The sequence below is a fragment of the Akkermansia muciniphila genome (assembly GCF_030848305.1).
Lineage (GTDB): Bacteria > Verrucomicrobiota > Verrucomicrobiia > Verrucomicrobiales > Akkermansiaceae > Akkermansia > Akkermansia muciniphila_A.
The window spans coordinates 258,880-274,582 of sequence record NZ_CP114598.1 but is presented as its reverse complement, the minus strand read 5'-3'; the positions used below and the strand labels follow the sequence as shown (position 1 = coordinate 274,582).

The window sequence follows — 15,703 nt, the reverse complement described above, 5'->3', positions numbered from 1 at the left end:
TTCAGATGCTTCTTTACCTGATTGGAGTCCGTGAGAAAAGTGCGGAGGAATATTTTCCGGGGTCATGACGGGAGTTTTTCAGCGGGGCGCGGCCCGCGGGCCGTGCTTTGAAAGGCGGCATTGTTGTCTTGACTTTGACCATGTTCCGGAGATTCTGGAGCGCCTATGTGGAATGATCTTTCTCATGGATTTTCCGTGCTGGCGGATGCCCTGGCCTTCCTTTCCTGTTCCTGGGGGTTCTGGGTTTGCGCGGGCAGCGTGGCTGGGCTGGCCGCCGTTTATGCGTGGTGGAGGAAGCGGCTGGCTCTGTGGGCGTTTGTTCTGGCGTTCCTTTCCCTGCTGGCCGTGGTGGGGTTGGCGTGCCGCCAGGCGGCGTGTCAACAAACTTTCCTGTGGATTCAGAAGCCGGACCTGCGGGACTTGTCCGGAAAGTATGAGGTGGAATCCTCCCCCAGGGAGCGGTGGTTTTTCCGCCCTCCGGAGCTGAAGCGTTTTTTCCAGGTCAGTTCTTCCACGCTCCTCCTGAATGAAGACGGGACGTGCGAGATTTCTTCCTTTCCCCGTCCGGAGGCATGGGGCAGGTGGATTTCCCGCCCGGAGGAGAGGGAGAACCTTTCCGTGCTGGAGGAGGACCTCGTTTCTTCCTGCCGCGGCACCTGGTCTCTGGTGAAAAAAGGGGGATATTACGGCATCTCCATCGTCTATTCCTCCGGTGGCAGCCTGACGCTGTACCCGGGCGGGGAAGGTGCGGAATGCCTGGTGATGCCGGTCAACCCTGCCAATCCGCTGGAAGCGGTGACGTTTGAAAAAACATTCTGACCCGGGCTCTGTGCGGGCGGGAAAAAAGAAGGGAGGCGGGTATCCCGCCTCCCTCAACATGTTTTTCCAGCGCCGTTCCGGCTTGGCCGGGCGTGCGGACCGGCCGGTTTTATTTGACCTTGCCTCCTTCGTACACCAGCACTTCAAAGGGCTTCAGCGTGAAGGAGAGTTCCTTGTCAATATTTACGGAACTGCCGGAGAAGCCGTCCAGCGTCCGCTGGTCGTCATAGGAATCCTTGAAGGTGATGGAGCCCTTGACGTTCGCGGGAATATCCAGGATGCTGCGCAGGGTGCCGGTCAGGCTCTTTTCCTGGTCGGAGGAATTGCGGAGGGCCAGGGTGGCCTTGTTTTTATTCCATGCGGCCCAGCCGTATACGGACCCTTCGTTAGTTTCCCTGTTCCACGGATTGCCGCCTACCCAGTGCACATCGTCCAAAACGTCCGCATTGCGGCGGATCCATTTGATCCCCTTGGCCAGTTCGTCCCACAGGACTCCTCCGTTGGCGTTCATCAGGTCCCGATCCACGTAAAGCTCCTGGAGGGAAGTGCCGCAGGCGGTGGCGCAGCGGAGTTCTTTCTTGACGTTTTCCGGGTCGCGGGGCATGCATGCCGGAGGGCCGAATTTAGTGACCATCAGGCCGTGAGTCATCATGGAATTGATGGGCATCAGCGGGGAGCCCTGCACAAAGACTTCATGCACCAGGCGGTCGCGGTAGGTAATCCATTTGTCGCGGTTGTCGCCCGTTCCGATGGTGCCGAAGTCATTCTCCTGCCTCCATACGGAATCCGCGTAACGGAACCAGAAGGGGGATGCCCAGGTCCCTACGGTACAGTTGATGTAAAGATCCCCCTTTTTCTTGCGCAGGGCGTTCAGCACGCGGATGATGCCTTCCGCATCCTCCTCGTTGCCGGGTCCCTTGGCATGGAAGTGGGTGCTGATGCCGTCGAATTTGAAGTACTTCATATGGTAGTCCTTCACCATCTGGGAGCAGCGGCCCACAAAGGCGTCAAAATATTCCTTGTTGGAGAGCTGGAAGTTGCCGATTTTGTTGTCCGGATGCTTCACGTTCCAGTGGGCGAGCCGCTTGCCCTTGGAGGCTCCGTAGCCCCCCACCGGGCCCAGCCACGTGCCGATGCCGGCCTTTTGTTTTCCGGCGGCGGCGTCAATGCGCTTGAAGCCCTGCGGGAACATCTTGTGGAAATCCCACAGGCTGTTGAATTCATCCCAGCCGTCGTCCCAGACGAAGGCGTCAATGGACATGCCGCGTTTCTGGAAAAACTGTTCCTGCCAGTCTTTCAGGACGGCCAGGCATTGTTCTTCCGTCATGCGCTTGGCGGGGTCCGAATCATTGTTGCGGTTGATGTTCAGTTCATACCAGGAATTATAATGGATGAAGGGGCGGTAGGGCATCACGCGTTCCCGTTCCATATAGGCCAGGAAGGAGCGGCGTTGCTGGCCGGGGGCAAAGATTCCGAGAACGGAGGATACGTCCCATATTTCCCCGGGCTGCATGGTGGTTTTACGGCTCCAGAGACCCTGGGCCAGCCGGGATTCGCCCGCCTGGGCTTCCTGCTTTTCCTCCAGCGTGCGCACGGGCAGGGAAAAGGTGATTTCCCCCTTGCTGGCAATCGGTTCGCTCTTGGTCTGAGCCCAGTAGCGCAGAATGTAATTTCCCCTGGAGGGAACTTGCACCGTGTAAGTGTTGCCGGCATTGGAATCTCCGGTGCTGCCGTTGTGGAAATCGGAATCAAGGACGGCCCCCTTGGAGGAAAGGAGCTGCACGCCGGCGAGGTTCAGCTTGTTGTTGCCCTTGTCCCCTCCCTTATACTGGAAGGTGACGGCGCATGCGCCTTTGCCGTCAATGGAAACCGGGCCTTCCGCACTGGAAACCTGTTCTCCGTACTGCTTTTTCAGTTCCTGGGGAACATTGAAATTTCCTGTCCATGAAGCTGTGGACCACTTGTCCGCTCTCCAGCTGGCGGTTTCTCCCCCTGCCGTATTTCCGGCGCCCCCCACAGTATTGATGCCCATGGGAGTTTCCAGGGCAGTGAACGCCAGGTCATTGACGATGAGCGCGCCTCTGGCGTTGCCGGAGACGGAGGGCGCTCCGGCTTTCCCTTCTACCAGGTCATATTGCATCGCTATGATGTTTTTCATCTGGATGGGCTTCGTACATGTCAGGCGGAGTTCCTGCCGCAGGTAATGGGAATGATCCCTGAGCACGGCGCGCCAGGAGATGCGAAGGGCGCCGTTCAGAGCCTGAAACGTGGCGCTGACGGCTTTTCCCGGGAAGCGGTCAGCCAGTCTGAACGCTTTGGGATTGGGCTGGAGGGCGGTGAACTTGACGTTTCCCGCTTTCAGATCGGAGGATTTAATGCTCCGTCCATCCTGAAGATTGATGATAAATAAGTCTCCCCCGGCCTTGGCGACGGGCCCCAGTTTGGAAGTCATTCCCCCGAAGGAAAGACTGCCGTTCCGAAGGATAAATTTGGCCGTCAGGATATTATTGGAAAGAGTATAGCCGGAAGCGGATTGTTCCGCGTTGGCTGTTCCGGGAGCAGGCCCCGGAAAGGCAACTTCTGCCGGAGACGTGGGCAGACAGCCCAGCAGGGTTGCCATGGCAATGGTTGTTTTGAAAAATTTCATGATGAAATGATATTACAGCTAGCGGGAGCATAATTTGGGGCAGGTTCTTTTTCAAGAAAAAGGTCTTGGAAGTGGAGGGGAAGAAGAATAATTCTTATTGAATATGAAAATATTATGTTGTTTTTTGAGGGCTGGAGAAAGACAACCGAATTCCTAATCCGAGGTCAACCTAACATTTCAGATATGAAGATATTATCACGATTTTTCTCTTCTGAGAAAAAGGATTTCTGTTTCTAAACAGCAATTTCAAAGCGGCTGCAAAAAAAAATTATTCTGCGCTTCATTTATATTTTTTCATAAGTTGCAGAAAATAAGCATATTGAAAATTTGTTTAGAGAATAAAAAAGAGTTCTTTCCATCTTTCCCAGTTGAGAGAAAAAAGGGCGGATTAGGAATCCGATATATGAAGGGCAGAGAATATTCCTCTAACAACTCAGTCCATCATACATAAAAATGAAAAAGACTTTAGCATTAATGGTTATTGCTGCTTGTTGCTCCGTGCCGGCATTGGCGGACCCCGGCTCTGTTGCTCCAGAGGCCGGAACGCTTTACAATTCCGGTACGATGACAACAACTGAAGGTGTTGCGCTGGGAAAAGAGATGACGTTCGGAAGTCTTTCAAGCAGCGCTATCCCTGCTGGTTCCATTCCTTATGGTGCTAATTTTTATGCTTCCAGTTACACGATCTCCCTCTGGCTGGACACCTCTTCCTTAACGCAAGGAGCCCAAACCGCTCTGTTCGGTTATTATGGACGCAACGCAAATCAAAGCTATGGGGCAAATGCCCTGTATCTGACTTCAGATGCCAGGCTTGGCATGGGAGATGGAAACCTGAATACTTCTAACGGGTTTTTTACTCAAGACCGTGGGGACGTTTCTGAAACTTCCGTTGTTTTGGGTGGAGGTCTTCTTAACGTTACTTTGTCCGTCACGGGCGCAGACCAGAGTCAGTCTGTGGATGTCTATGTGAATGGTTCTCTGCTTGACACGTTGTCCTACAACGGCAACATGAACGGCAACGCCAACCCCATTAGCAGCTGGATTAATCCCAACCTTACATGGGGTGAAGTTAAATGGACGAATGAAAAACTTGGCGCGGAACAGATTGCCGGTTTTGCCGGGCTTCAGGTTCCGGAGCCGGCCTCCGCTTCTCTGGGAATCCTGGGCCTGGCCGCCCTGATGATGCGCCGCCGCCGTTCCTGACGGTTTCCCACTGGAAAACCCGTCAATTCATGGGCCGCTGCCTGACAAAGGCGGCGGCCTTATTGTTTCTTATATCGGGAGGGTAACCGCAGGTATTTTCTCCGGTGCGGAAAAGGCGGGAGGATGACACATAAGAATGAATCCGTGGGAGATTGGACGGTGTCTAAGCTGCATGCACAGGGTAGCCGATCAGATCGTTGAAATTTTGGAAAAGGCGGGAATTAAGCGAATTTACGGAATTGTGGGGGATAGCCTGAACCCCGTTACGGACGCTTTGAGAAGGAGGAAGACCATTGAATGGATTCATGTGCGGCATGAGGAAGCGGCGGCATTTGCCGCGAGCGCGGAAGCCCAGCTGAGCGGGAACCTGGCTGTATGCTGCGGTAGCAGCGGCCCCGGCAACCTCCATTTGATCAACGGCCTGTTTGACGCCCACCGGAACCATGCTCCGGTGCTGGCCATCGCCTCCCACATCCCGCAGAGCCAGGTGGGCATGGAATATTTCCAGGCCACGCATCCGGAACAGCTTTTCAAGGAATGCAGCGCATATGCGGAACTGGTTTCGGAAGCTTCCCAGGCTCCGGGCATACTGATGTCCGCCATTCAGCACGCGTGGGCCAGGCGCGACGTAGGCGTCGTCGTCCTGCCCGGAGACATTGCGGATGCCCCCGCGGAGATGAAGCACATGGTTCATCCTCCTTCTTATACCCGGGAGAGTGTTGTTCCTGAGCATGAATCCGTATCCCTTCTGGCGCGGATGCTTGATGACCACCGCCGCATCACTTTCTTCTGCGGCGCCGGGTGCGCGGGCGCGGAAGACAAGGTCGTCAAGCTCGCGTACCGTTTGAAAGCCCCGATTGCCTACACCTGGCGGGGCAAGGATTATTTTGAGCATGACAATCCCCTGGGCATCGGCATGACGGGGCTGCTGGGGTGGGGAGACGCCTACAAGGCCATGCATGAAAGCGACATGATCGTGTTGTGGGGAACAGACTTTCCCTATTTCAATTTCATCCCCACCAAACCTGAAATCGTGCAGATTGACAGGCGCGGGGAAGTGATGGGCCGCCGCTGCCGCCTGGACCTGGGCATTTGCGGGGATGTTTCCGTCACGGCGGAGGCGTTGCTGAACATGGTGCAGGAAAAAACGGATTCCGGGCATTTGGACGCCTCCCTGAAACGCCACGCCAGGGACGTGAGGGATATGAACGCCTATATGGAAGGAAATGACAAGGAGTCTCCCATCCGTCCGGAACAGCTCACGACCGCCTTGAACAGGCATGCGGCATCCGACGCCGTATTTACGGTAGATACCGGCACCCCCTGCATCTGGAGCGCAAGGTTCCTGTGCGCTACGCCGGGCAGGAGGACGCTGGCTTCCTTCAATCATGGCTCCATGGCCAATGCCATGCCGATGGCCATCGGGGCGCAGATGGAATACCCCGGACGTCAGGTAATTGCCCTGTGCGGAGATGGCGGCCTGTCCATGCTGCTGGGGGATCTCATCACGATTGTGCAGTACAGGCTGCCGGTGAAAATCGTGGTGTATAACAATGACTGTCTGGATTTCATCCAGTTGGAAATGCAGGCGGCCGGGCTGATCCCATGGCAGATCAATCTGAACAATCCCTCTTTTGCCGCCGTGGCGGATGCCGTCGGCATCAAGGGATTTTTATTGGACAAATCCAGCCAGGTGGATCAGATGGTGGACATGTTCTTGAATTATCCCGGCGCCGCTCTGCTGGACGCGCATGTGGACAGGGACGCCATTGCCCTGCCTCCTTACATCAGCATGGGCCAGGCCGCGGACTTTTCCCTTGCCATGATGAAGCAGACGCTGGCCGGGGAAGTGAAGCAGGTATGGAATACCCTGGCCGGAAACAGGAAGCTGTTCAAACCGTGATGCCCTGCGGGCTGGAGCCGGAAACCGGGAAGGAAAGCGGCTCTTTGTTTGGGGTCACTTCAGGGAAAGGGCCTGTTTCAGCGCTTCCGTCACGATTTTCGGGTTGGCCTTGCCTTTGGCGGCCTTCATGACCTGGCCGGTGAGCCAGTTCAGGAGCTTCTCGTTGCCTCCCTGTATTTCCGCCACCTTGTCCGGATTGGCGGAAATAACTTCCCGCACGATGCCGTCCAGAAAAGAGGAATCCGCCTTTTCAAAGCCCAGCAGCTTGGCGGCCTGCGCTGCGGCGAGGGCCGGTTCATCCCACATCTTGGCGAATACATCCTTGGCCTGGTTGTTGGAAACGGTGCCGTCGTCAATAATGGCGATCAGCTCCCGGATGGCGCCGGGTTTTACCGGGCATTCAGACGGCCGCATGCCTTTTTCGTTCAGCACGGCGGAAATGTTGTTGATAACCCAGTTGGCGATTTTTTTGCCGCTGGCGGTTCCCCGCGCCGCCTCTTCAAAAAAGCGCGCCAGCTCCAGATCCCCCACCAGCACGTTGGCGTCATACTCGCTCAGGCCATATTCCTCCATGAAGCGTTTCTGCCGTTCCTGGGGCAGCTCGGGAATCTGTCCGCGCACCTTCTCCACCAGGGGGGCCGTGCGTACGGGAACCAGATCCGGGCAGGGGAAATAACGGTAATCGTGCGCGTCTTCCTTGGTGCGCATGACGACGCTTTCTCCGCGTTCGTCGTCCCAGCGGCGGGTGGACTGGACTTGAGGAATGCCCATGTCCAGTTCTTCCGCCTGGCGCCGGATTTCATCATGAAGGGCTCTGCGGACGGCGGACATGGAATTGATGTTCTTCATTTCCACCTTGGCTCCCAGTTCCTTCTGTCCGTGGGGACGCAGGGAAATATTCACATCGCACCGCATCTGGCCCTTTTCCATGTCCGCGTCGGAAATATCCCCGTAATTCAGAATCTGCTGGAGGGACTTGAGATAGGCGTAGGCTTCTTCCGGGGTGTCGATGTCCGGCTCGGAAACGATTTCCATCAGGGCGGACCCCGCGCGGTTGTAGTCGATCAGGGAATAATTGGCGTGATGGGTAATCTTCGCCGCGTCTTCTTCCAGGTGGATGCGGGTCAGCTTCACGGTGCGGAAAGGGGGGACGCCGGCTTTGATTACGTCATTAGGATAGGACCAGGGGTACAGGGGCACTTCCCCGCCCAGGCACAGCGGAAGATCCAGCTGGGAGGTCTGGTAATTTTTAGCCATGTCCGGATAGAAATAATTCTTGCGGTCCCACTGGGAAATCTCCGGGCTGGAACATCCCAGCATCAGGCCGGTCAGCAGCGTGCGTTCAATGGCGAATTCATTCAGGACGGGCAGGGCGCCCGGCAGCCCCAGGCAGGTGGGGCACACACGCGTATTGGGTTCAAAGCCAAAGCCGGTTTCGCAGGAGCAGAACATTTTGCTCTTTGTCTTGATCTGGCAGTGGACTTCCAGGCCAATGGTCACGATGTAATCTGAAATTGCCATAAATTCGGAACGCTTGAAGATCGCGGAAACTGTACGGAACCCTTTTCTCCCTGTCCAGTAAAAAGGCCTGCGGGGGAGAGCGGAGGGTTTTCCGGCTAAAGATGATGATTGGTCTGGCGGAAGGCTGTTTTTGCAATGGAGGCGGGGAGGCGTTTATGTCCTTCTCCGCCCCGGTGACGCCGGCGCCGCGTCTCAATCATTGTTTGAAAACACGGGCCCGCTCCCGCCGTGGCGCGGGAATTGCCGCAGGTGAACAGCATGAACCGCAAATTTCCGGCTTGTTGCTCCGGTGATTCCTTTCATGTCACGGAACTCTCCGCTCTAACCTCCCCATTCTTTATAAAATGCCCAGTTCCTTAAGCTGCTGGATGGGGCGTTCCGGCCAGAGTTTGTTGGCGATGGGGCTGGCGGGGCTTGGGTGGAGCAACGTGCCGATGGTGAAGTTCTTGCCGGGGAGCCGGGAGGCGGCGTCCCGCAGTTTCTGCGTGGCGTAGGCTCCCACCCCTACCAGCGTATGGGGATTCAGGATGGTGATGAGGGAAAGCAGGTGCTCCATGCATACCGCGTCCACGGCGGCGCGCTGTTCCGCCGGCAGTTTGTCCGGCGTGATGTTGGCCCCGGTGGCGCCCATCCAGATCAGCGGGCAGTAATTGGCCACGTAATTGTGCCGGAAGAAGTTTTCCGCGGTGCCGAAAGCTTCCGCGAAAAGTCCCCACAGGCGGCGGCCGCTGACTTCCGACCTGGGGCAGCCGAAGCCTTCCACGGGACGTTTGGGATGGGTATGTTCCGGCCGCCCCACCTCTCCGCGGATGTGCAGCCAGTTGACGACGGCATCCACTTCCCCGAAGGGGACGCCCGTCTGGGCCATGCCGAAGGGGCCGGGATTCATGCCCAGGAACAAATGGCCCTTTTCCCCGTTTCCATAGGTGCGCACATACTGTTCATGCGGGTTCCATGCATAAGCAAGAGGATTGTAGGTAACATGGACCGGAGCTCCGAACCGGAGCCGTTCCGTGCCGTCCCGGAGGGCGGCCGTGGCTTTCAGAATGGCTGCTGCAGTGTCGTTCATGCCTCCGCATCATGAAGCGTTGCCGTTTATTGCGCCAGTAAAAACTCCGCGCTTGCATTATTTGTTCCGCCCGGTAACATTTCCCCCGGACAAGTTAACCTTATTACTTATGAGTGGAATAGCCATTATGACATCTGGCGGCGACGCCGCCGGAATGAACCCGGCGATCAAGGCGGCAGTGGACCATGCCCGCCAGCTTGGAATGAATCCGTACGTTGTTTATGACGGTTTGGAAGGACTGATTGATGGAAAAATCAAGGAAGCTACCCGGGAGCTGACCAGCGACATGATCTACAGGGGCGGAACTCTCCTCCGTTCCTCACGGTCCAAGCGCTTTTTCGACTACGAATTCCGCAGGCAGGCCTACGAGCATCTGAAGGAACGCAACATCGACAAGCTCATCATTATGGGCGGAGACGGCTCTTTCCGCGCCCTGAACGACTTTTTCAATGATTTTGAAGTGCCTTTTGCCGGTATTCCGGCCACGATTGACAACGACATTGCCGGTACGGACTACTGCCTGGGCGTGGACACGGCCCAGAACGTGATTCTGGACTGCATTGATTCCGTCCGTGATACGGCCCGTTCCCATCACCGCGCTTTCGTGATTGAAACGATGGGCCGGGACTGCGGCTATCTGGCGATGACCACCGCTCTTTGCAGCGCGGCGGACATCTGCATTGTCCCTGAAATTCCGTATGACCTGGAATCCATTTACAAGCGCCTCCAGCCTGTCATCAATGAGGAGGGAAGCTGCATCATTGCCGTGGTGGCGGAAGGCACCCGCGTGGCGCAGTACCTGACCCGCTGGCTGACGGAACGCGCCGGCATGGATACCCGCCTGACCGTGCTGGGCCATGTGCAGCGCGGCGGTTCCCCCACCGCCCGTGACCGCCTGATGGGCACCCGTTTTGCCACCCGCGCCGTGGAAGCTCTTAACAACGGGGACATCAACCAGATCATGGTGTATCATGACGGCCAGTACGGCTATGCCTCCCTGGATTCCGTGGCCGGGCAGCAGTACTCCGTGAACCAGGATATCATCAACCTTTGCCGGGAGCTGAGCTGCTAGCCGTCTCTGCGGTTACGGACCCCCGCTTTTCCGCGCCCATGCCGCTGCGTTCCCGCGGCATGGGCGGATTTGTTTTGAAAAAAAACGCCGCTGTTGTATGATGACGCCGCATCTTTCCCTGAAAATAGTGCTATGAAAGTTATCGTTACGGGCGGCGCCGGATTCATTGGCTCCAATCTGGTGAGGCTGCTGCTGGAGCGCGGCCATGAAGTCCTGAATATTGACGCCCTGACCTATGCCGGCAACATCCATTCCCTGGACGGTTTGGCGGATTCCCCGGCATACCGCTTTCTGCACGCCGACGTCCGGGACGCTTCCCTGATGAGCCGCACCCTGTGGGAGTACGGGCCGGACTGGGTAATGCACCTGGCGGCGGAGTCCCATGTGGACCGTTCCATTGACGATCCGGGAAACTTTATGACCACCAACGTCATGGGCACTTTTTCCTTGCTTCAGGCCGCCCTGGAATATTACCGCTCCCTGGAAGGGGAGAAAAAGGAGCGCTTCCGCTTCCACCACATTTCCACGGATGAGGTGTACGGCTCCCTGGGAAAGGAAGGCCTGTTCACGGAATCCACGCCGTATCGCCCCCATTCCCCGTATTCCGCCAGCAAGGCTTCCAGCGACCACCTGGTGCGCGCCTGGCACGATACGTACGGGCTGCCCGTGCTGATCACCAACTGTTCCAACAATTACGGCCCTTACCAGTTCCCGGAAAAGCTGATCCCCGTCGTTATCCTGAAAGCGCTGGGCGGGGACCCCATCCCTGTATACGGCAAAGGGGAAAACGTGAGGGATTGGCTGTATGTGGGGGATCACTGCGAGGCGCTGCTGACGGTCGTTTCCTGCGGAAAACCCGGAGAGACGTACAACATCGGCGGCAATAACGAGAAGACCAATCTGGAACTGGTGGAGCTGCTGTGTTCCCATCTGGATGAATTGCGGCCGCGAACGGACGGCCGGAGCTACCGGGAGCAAATCACCTTTGTTCAGGACAGGCCGGGCCATGACCTGCGCTATGCGATTGACGCTTCCAAAATACGGAGGGAATTGGGATGGGCTCCGCGCCAGGACCATTCTTCCGGATTCAGAAAAACCATTCAGTGGTATCTGGACCATGAGGAATGGTGGCGGGGCATCCTGTCCGGGGAATACCGCCTGGAACGTCTTGGAACCAATGGCTAGGAGGTTGATATGAAAGGTATTGTTCTGGCCGGGGGAAGCGGCACGCGGCTGCATCCCGTTACGCTTTCCGTCAGCAAGCAACTGCTGCCCGTTTACGATAAGCCGATGGTTTATTATCCCATCTCCGTGCTGATGCTGGCCGGAATACGGGAAATCCTCATCATTTCCACGCCCCGGGACCTGCCCCTGTACCGGGATTTGCTGGGGGACGGCAGCAGGTTCGGCGTCTCCTTTGAATACAGGGAACAACCCAGGCCGGAGGGGCTGGCGCAGGCCTTTATTATTGGAGAGGAGTTCATCGGAAAGGATTCCGTAGCCCTGGTGCTGGGGGACAATATTTTTTACGGACGCGGCCTGACGGAGAAGCTGAGGCGGGCCGCCAAACTGACGAGCGGAGCGACCATTTTCGGGTACCAGGTGCATGACCCGCAGCGTTTCGGGGTAGTGGAATTCAATGAGGAGGGGAAGGCGGTATCTATTGAGGAAAAACCGCTCAGGCCCAAATCGGACATGGCGGTGACGGGCCTCTATTTTTACGACAACCGGGTGGTGGAGATAGCCAAAAGGATTCCCAAGTCCTCCCGGGGCGAGTTGGAAATTACCTCCGTGAATCAGGAATACCTGAAGCAGGGCCTGTTGCGCGTGGAAAAGCTGGCGCGCGGCTATACGTGGCTGGATACGGGCACGCACGATACCCTTTTGGAGGCTTCCATGTTCGTTCGCACGTTGGAGCATCACCAGGGGTTCAAGGTGGCGTGCCTGGAGGAGATAGCCTTTAATAACGGCTGGATTTCCCCGGAGACGCTGCGTTCCCAGGCCGGAGCCATGAACAATAACGGTTATGGCCGGTATTTGGATGAATTGGTGAAATAGGGCTGTCTGAGGTCAGCAAGGGAAATGGAAGGGGCGACCCTGCAAATCCCTTGGTTTTCGGGGAAGGGGGCGGTTTGCTTCCCGGCGATGTTTTCCATGCGGTGGCCGTGCCGGCGGAAATTTCCGGACGTTGTCTGCTCAAGGCCGTAAAAGCCTTTCATGCCGTGAGCGGTTCACGTATTCATGCCGCGGACTGGGGGATAACCCCTTCCAACTGGCTGTAAACATGAAGGCAGGGAGGAAGTCAGGGACGGTTGCCCGGCATGGCGGGATCCATTGGCTCCGGCATGGACGCTATGGACATGACATTTTTGAACAGGCGCCGCGCCAGAATGATGGAAAGAGCCGCCAGCATGATTTCCAGGCCGCAGGACAGGAGAACGGCCAGCCATGCAGTTGGCGCTGCCAGGGAGGGAACCGCGGTGGACAGGAACTGCCGCAGCAGGACGGCGAGAAAGAACAGGGCGCTCTGCAACCCGCAGCCCGCCGCCGCAATTCCCCAGGACAGGAATAATTTCCTGCCTGCGGCGCCATATCCCGCCGTATAAGGGAAGGAAAAAAAAGAAGTGACGGCCGCCAGAAGGAGGAGGATCTCCCAAACCCTGTCCATTTCCGTGTATTGCGATGGGGCGGGCATGCCCGCAAAGGGAATAAGGAGCGCGTACAGGGCGGGCAGCAAGGCCAGCACGCTCAGATTTCTTGTTATCCTGCTTCCCCGGGAGGCCAGCAGAACTCTGGCGCCCCAGAATAGGAGGAGGGACAGGGAAAGGATGGAGAGCAATTCCGCCCCTGTCCCCAAAAGCAGGAAGGGCGCGGCTGTCCGGGGAGAGCGGAGGAACCAGGGCATGAACAGATGGATAAGGACAGCCGTTGCGACGCCCGAGCCGAAAAGGACGGCGCAGACTTTGATGAAAGCCCTGGCGGCGGGGTAAATCATCCAGTTCATGGTGAAGAGACGGGGGAGTGGGGAACGGAAAAAAGGAAAAGGACCGCTCCCTTTGCGGAAGCGGTCCTGAGTAGTCAGCGTGAATTCATGGATGCCAATGCGAATGACGGCATGCGGGAATTACTTATACTGGGCCCAGTCGACATTCTTCATGTCTCCGCTCCTGGCCAGTTCGGCATGCATGCCCAAAGCGGCCTTGATGGATTGCGGCGTCTGGGCTTTGCCGTCGGACAGCTTCAGGTAATCCCAGAGGATGTTTTTGTAATCCGGGTGGACGCAGTTTTCAATAATGGTCTGGGCGCGTTCTTTCGGGCTCTTGCCGCGCAGGTCCGCGACCCCCTGCTCGGTAATAATGATATTGACGTCATGTTCCGTATGGTCATGGTGGGAAACCATGGGGACGATGGCGCTGATCTTGCCGTCCTTGGCAACGGACGGGCAGGTGAAAATGGAGATGTAGGCGTTGCGCGTGAAGTCGCCGGAGCCGCCGATGCCGTTCATCATCTTCGTGCCGCCGATGTGCGTGGAGTTGACGTTCCCGTAAATGTCGGCTTCAATGGCGGTGTTGATGGAGATGACGCCGAGACGGCGGATAACTTCCGGGCTGTTGGATATTTCCGAGGGGCGGAGCACCAGTTTGTCGCGGAAAAAGTCCATATCCCTGTAAATGCCTTCCAGGCAGTCGTTCGTTACGGTCAGGGAGCAGGCGCTGCCGAACTTTACGCGGCCTTCCCGGATCAGGCCGATGACGGAGTTCTGGATGACTTCCGTGTACATCTCGAACGCGGGAATCGTCTTGTCGCGGCCCAGGGCGCCCAGCACCGCGTTTGCGATGTTGCCTACGCCGGACTGGAGAGGCAGGAATGTGGAGGGAATGATGCCCCGTTTCATGTCGGCGGCCAGGAAGTCGGCCACGTTCTGCCCGATTTTATCAGTCAGGGGATCCGCTGCGGCGAAGGAGCGGGCTTCGTCCGGCCAGTTGGTTTCCACCACGCCCACAATCTTCTTCGGGTCAACCTGGATGTACGGCTTGCCGATGCGGTCGCTGGGTTTGAAGATGGAAATTTCACGGCGGTAGGGAGGATCCAGGGGTTCGTAAACGTCATGCAGGCCCATGGCGCTCTTGCTGTGGGCGGCGTTTAATTCCACGATAATTTTGTCTGCCAGGCGGCAGATGGTGGGAGCGATCCCGCCCGCGGCCGTCAGATAAATTTTGCCGTCAGCCGTGACTTCACAGGCTTCAATAATGGCGATGTCCACGTTGCCCATGAACCCGTAGCGCACTTCCTGGGCCATCTGGGACAGATGGATGTCATTATAGGCGATTTCCCCGTTGTTCACCGCCTTGCGGAAGTCAACGTTGGTGGTGTAGGGAGCGCGGTAGCGGATCGCCTTGGCCCGGGAAAGGATCCCGTCGCAGGAATCGCCGGTGGAAGCGCCGGTGAAAACGCTCACCTGGAAGGGGTTCCCCTTTTCGTGTTCCGCTTCTGCAATTTTTGCCAGCGCGGCCGTAACGGCCTTGGCCGTTCCGGCGGGGGTGAATCCGCTCAGCCCAATATGGTGGCCATGCTTGATCAGGCTTGCTGCTTCTTCTGGTGTCAGTACCTTGTAACTCATGTCAGTGATTTTTGTTGGATGAAAAAGAAAGAAACCCCGTGTAAAAACGGAGCGGCAGGCTCATTCTTCGAGAAGCCTGTTGATCAGGTGCGCCGGCACGGTGCGGACGGCGCCGGACGGCAGGGATAGCACAGGATTGCCCTGATCGTCAATCCCTGTAAAAATGCCCCGGACGGTTTCATCATCCGTAAGAATGGAAACTGGCCTTTCTCCGGCCCATGCCCGGGCCAGACCCTCCTGGAGAGCGGGGATGCCGCCGCGGGAAAAGACGGAGAGAACCTGGTTCAAATGACTGCCCAGGGAAGCCATGACGGCATGAAGCGAAGGGCAGTTCCGAACAAGATCCGACAGCCTTGCCGGAGGGTCCTTGATTTCCCCGGCGATGGAGGCTACATCATTGAAAACATTGATGCCGATGCCGATGACGGCCATGTGCTCCGCCGGGCGTTCCACCAGTATTCCCGCCAGTTTGGATTTGCCCGCCAGCAGGTCGTTCGGCCAGCGCAGGCGTACGGAATCCAGCCCCATGCCGCGGAGCATGTTGAACAGGGCCAGTCCCGCAACCAGGGGCAAATGGCCCCAGTGCACGCCGGCCGCTGCATCCGCGGGAGCGGTCAGGGGAACGGTGAAGGATGCCCACAGGCCGCCTTTATCCCCTATCCATTTGCGGTTGAATCTGCCCCGGCCTCCTGTCTGGACGCGGCAGACGGCAATATGCCCCGGGGGTAGGGAGCGGGCCAGGTCATTGGTGGAAAAAGCCTCGGCCCATTCATGATAAGTCCAGTCGCCGCATGGTCCTTCCTCCGCCGGAGGGCTGGAAAATGGGGCTGCCGAATTCATGGGACGGG

General features: G+C 57.4%; 12 protein-coding genes. 6 read left to right on the top strand and 6 right to left on the bottom strand.

The genetic code is table 11. The features are described 5' to 3' along the window. The first annotated feature begins 165 nt into the window (after positions 1–165). Positions 166–819 carry a hypothetical protein gene (locus O4G22_RS01145; RefSeq protein ID WP_290488121.1) on the top strand — a complete coding sequence of 218 codons (654 nt, stop codon included), beginning with the start codon at positions 166–168 and terminating at the stop codon, positions 817–819. Positions 820–928: 109 nt separating this feature from the next. Here the strand turns inward: O4G22_RS01145 and O4G22_RS01140 are convergent, their stop codons facing one another. After that, entirely contained in the window at positions 929–3,466 is a 2,538-nt protein-coding gene (locus O4G22_RS01140) for a hypothetical protein (RefSeq protein ID WP_290488120.1), read from the bottom strand. A 564-nt stretch (positions 3,467–4,030) separates the two neighbouring features. On the opposite strand from O4G22_RS01140, the gene O4G22_RS01135 reads away from it, so the two are divergent. Beyond that, positions 4,031–4,669 carry a PEP-CTERM sorting domain-containing protein gene (locus tag O4G22_RS01135; RefSeq protein WP_290492064.1) on the top strand — a complete coding sequence of 213 codons (639 nt, stop codon included), beginning with the start codon at positions 4,031–4,033 and terminating at the stop codon, positions 4,667–4,669. A 172-nt stretch (positions 4,670–4,841) separates the two neighbouring features. After that, a complete protein-coding gene (locus O4G22_RS01130) occupies positions 4,842–6,572 on the top strand; it encodes a thiamine pyrophosphate-dependent enzyme (RefSeq protein ID WP_290488239.1) in 1,731 nt (576 codons plus the stop codon). Between the two features lie 54 nt (positions 6,573–6,626). Here the strand turns inward: O4G22_RS01130 and gatB are convergent, their stop codons facing one another. Both gatB and O4G22_RS01120 read right to left on the bottom strand, forming a co-directional pair. Further along, positions 6,627–8,093: an Asp-tRNA(Asn)/Glu-tRNA(Gln) amidotransferase subunit GatB gene (gene gatB, locus O4G22_RS01125; protein WP_297405567.1), complete on the bottom strand. Its 1,467-nt coding sequence runs from the start codon at positions 8,091–8,093 to the stop codon at positions 6,627–6,629. 337 nt (positions 8,094–8,430) lie between these two features. After that, positions 8,431–9,162, bottom strand: a complete 732-nt coding sequence (locus O4G22_RS01120; RefSeq protein WP_102734814.1) for a uracil-DNA glycosylase family protein — start codon at positions 9,160–9,162, stop codon at positions 8,431–8,433. A gap of 109 nt (positions 9,163–9,271) precedes the next feature. On the opposite strand from O4G22_RS01120, the gene O4G22_RS01115 reads away from it, so the two are divergent. From O4G22_RS01115 to rfbA, 3 genes are all read left to right on the top strand, one after another. Then, on the top strand, positions 9,272–10,234 hold the full coding sequence (locus O4G22_RS01115; protein ID WP_046434818.1) for a 6-phosphofructokinase: 963 nt from the start codon (positions 9,272–9,274) through the stop codon (positions 10,232–10,234). A gap of 132 nt (positions 10,235–10,366) precedes the next feature. Then, positions 10,367–11,419: a dTDP-glucose 4,6-dehydratase gene (rfbB, locus tag O4G22_RS01110; protein WP_297405568.1), complete on the top strand. Its 1,053-nt coding sequence runs from the start codon at positions 10,367–10,369 to the stop codon at positions 11,417–11,419. Positions 11,420–11,428: 9 nt separating this feature from the next. After that, a complete protein-coding gene (rfbA, locus tag O4G22_RS01105; protein ID WP_102734813.1) occupies positions 11,429–12,292 on the top strand; it encodes a glucose-1-phosphate thymidylyltransferase RfbA in 864 nt (287 codons plus the stop codon). Positions 12,293–12,536: 244 nt separating this feature from the next. On the opposite strand, the gene O4G22_RS01100 is transcribed toward rfbA, so the two are convergent. The 3 genes from O4G22_RS01100 to O4G22_RS01090 all read right to left on the bottom strand — a co-directional run bounded on the left by O4G22_RS01100 (position 12,537) and on the right by O4G22_RS01090 (position 15,695). Then, the gene (locus O4G22_RS01100; RefSeq protein WP_297405569.1) at positions 12,537–13,238 is read right to left on the bottom strand and encodes a hypothetical protein; all 702 of its coding nucleotides are present in this window, start codon (positions 13,236–13,238) and stop codon (positions 12,537–12,539) included. Positions 13,239–13,358: 120 nt separating this feature from the next. Next, complete coding sequence (locus O4G22_RS01095; RefSeq protein ID WP_295980515.1) at positions 13,359–14,855, bottom strand: acetyl-CoA hydrolase/transferase family protein; 1,497 nt, start codon at positions 14,853–14,855, stop codon at positions 13,359–13,361. A 60-nt stretch (positions 14,856–14,915) separates the two neighbouring features. Further along, positions 14,916–15,695 (bottom strand): biotin--[acetyl-CoA-carboxylase] ligase, encoded by a 780-nt coding sequence (locus O4G22_RS01090; protein WP_295980517.1) that lies wholly within the window; start codon positions 15,693–15,695, stop codon positions 14,916–14,918. Positions 15,696–15,703 lie beyond the last annotated feature (8 nt).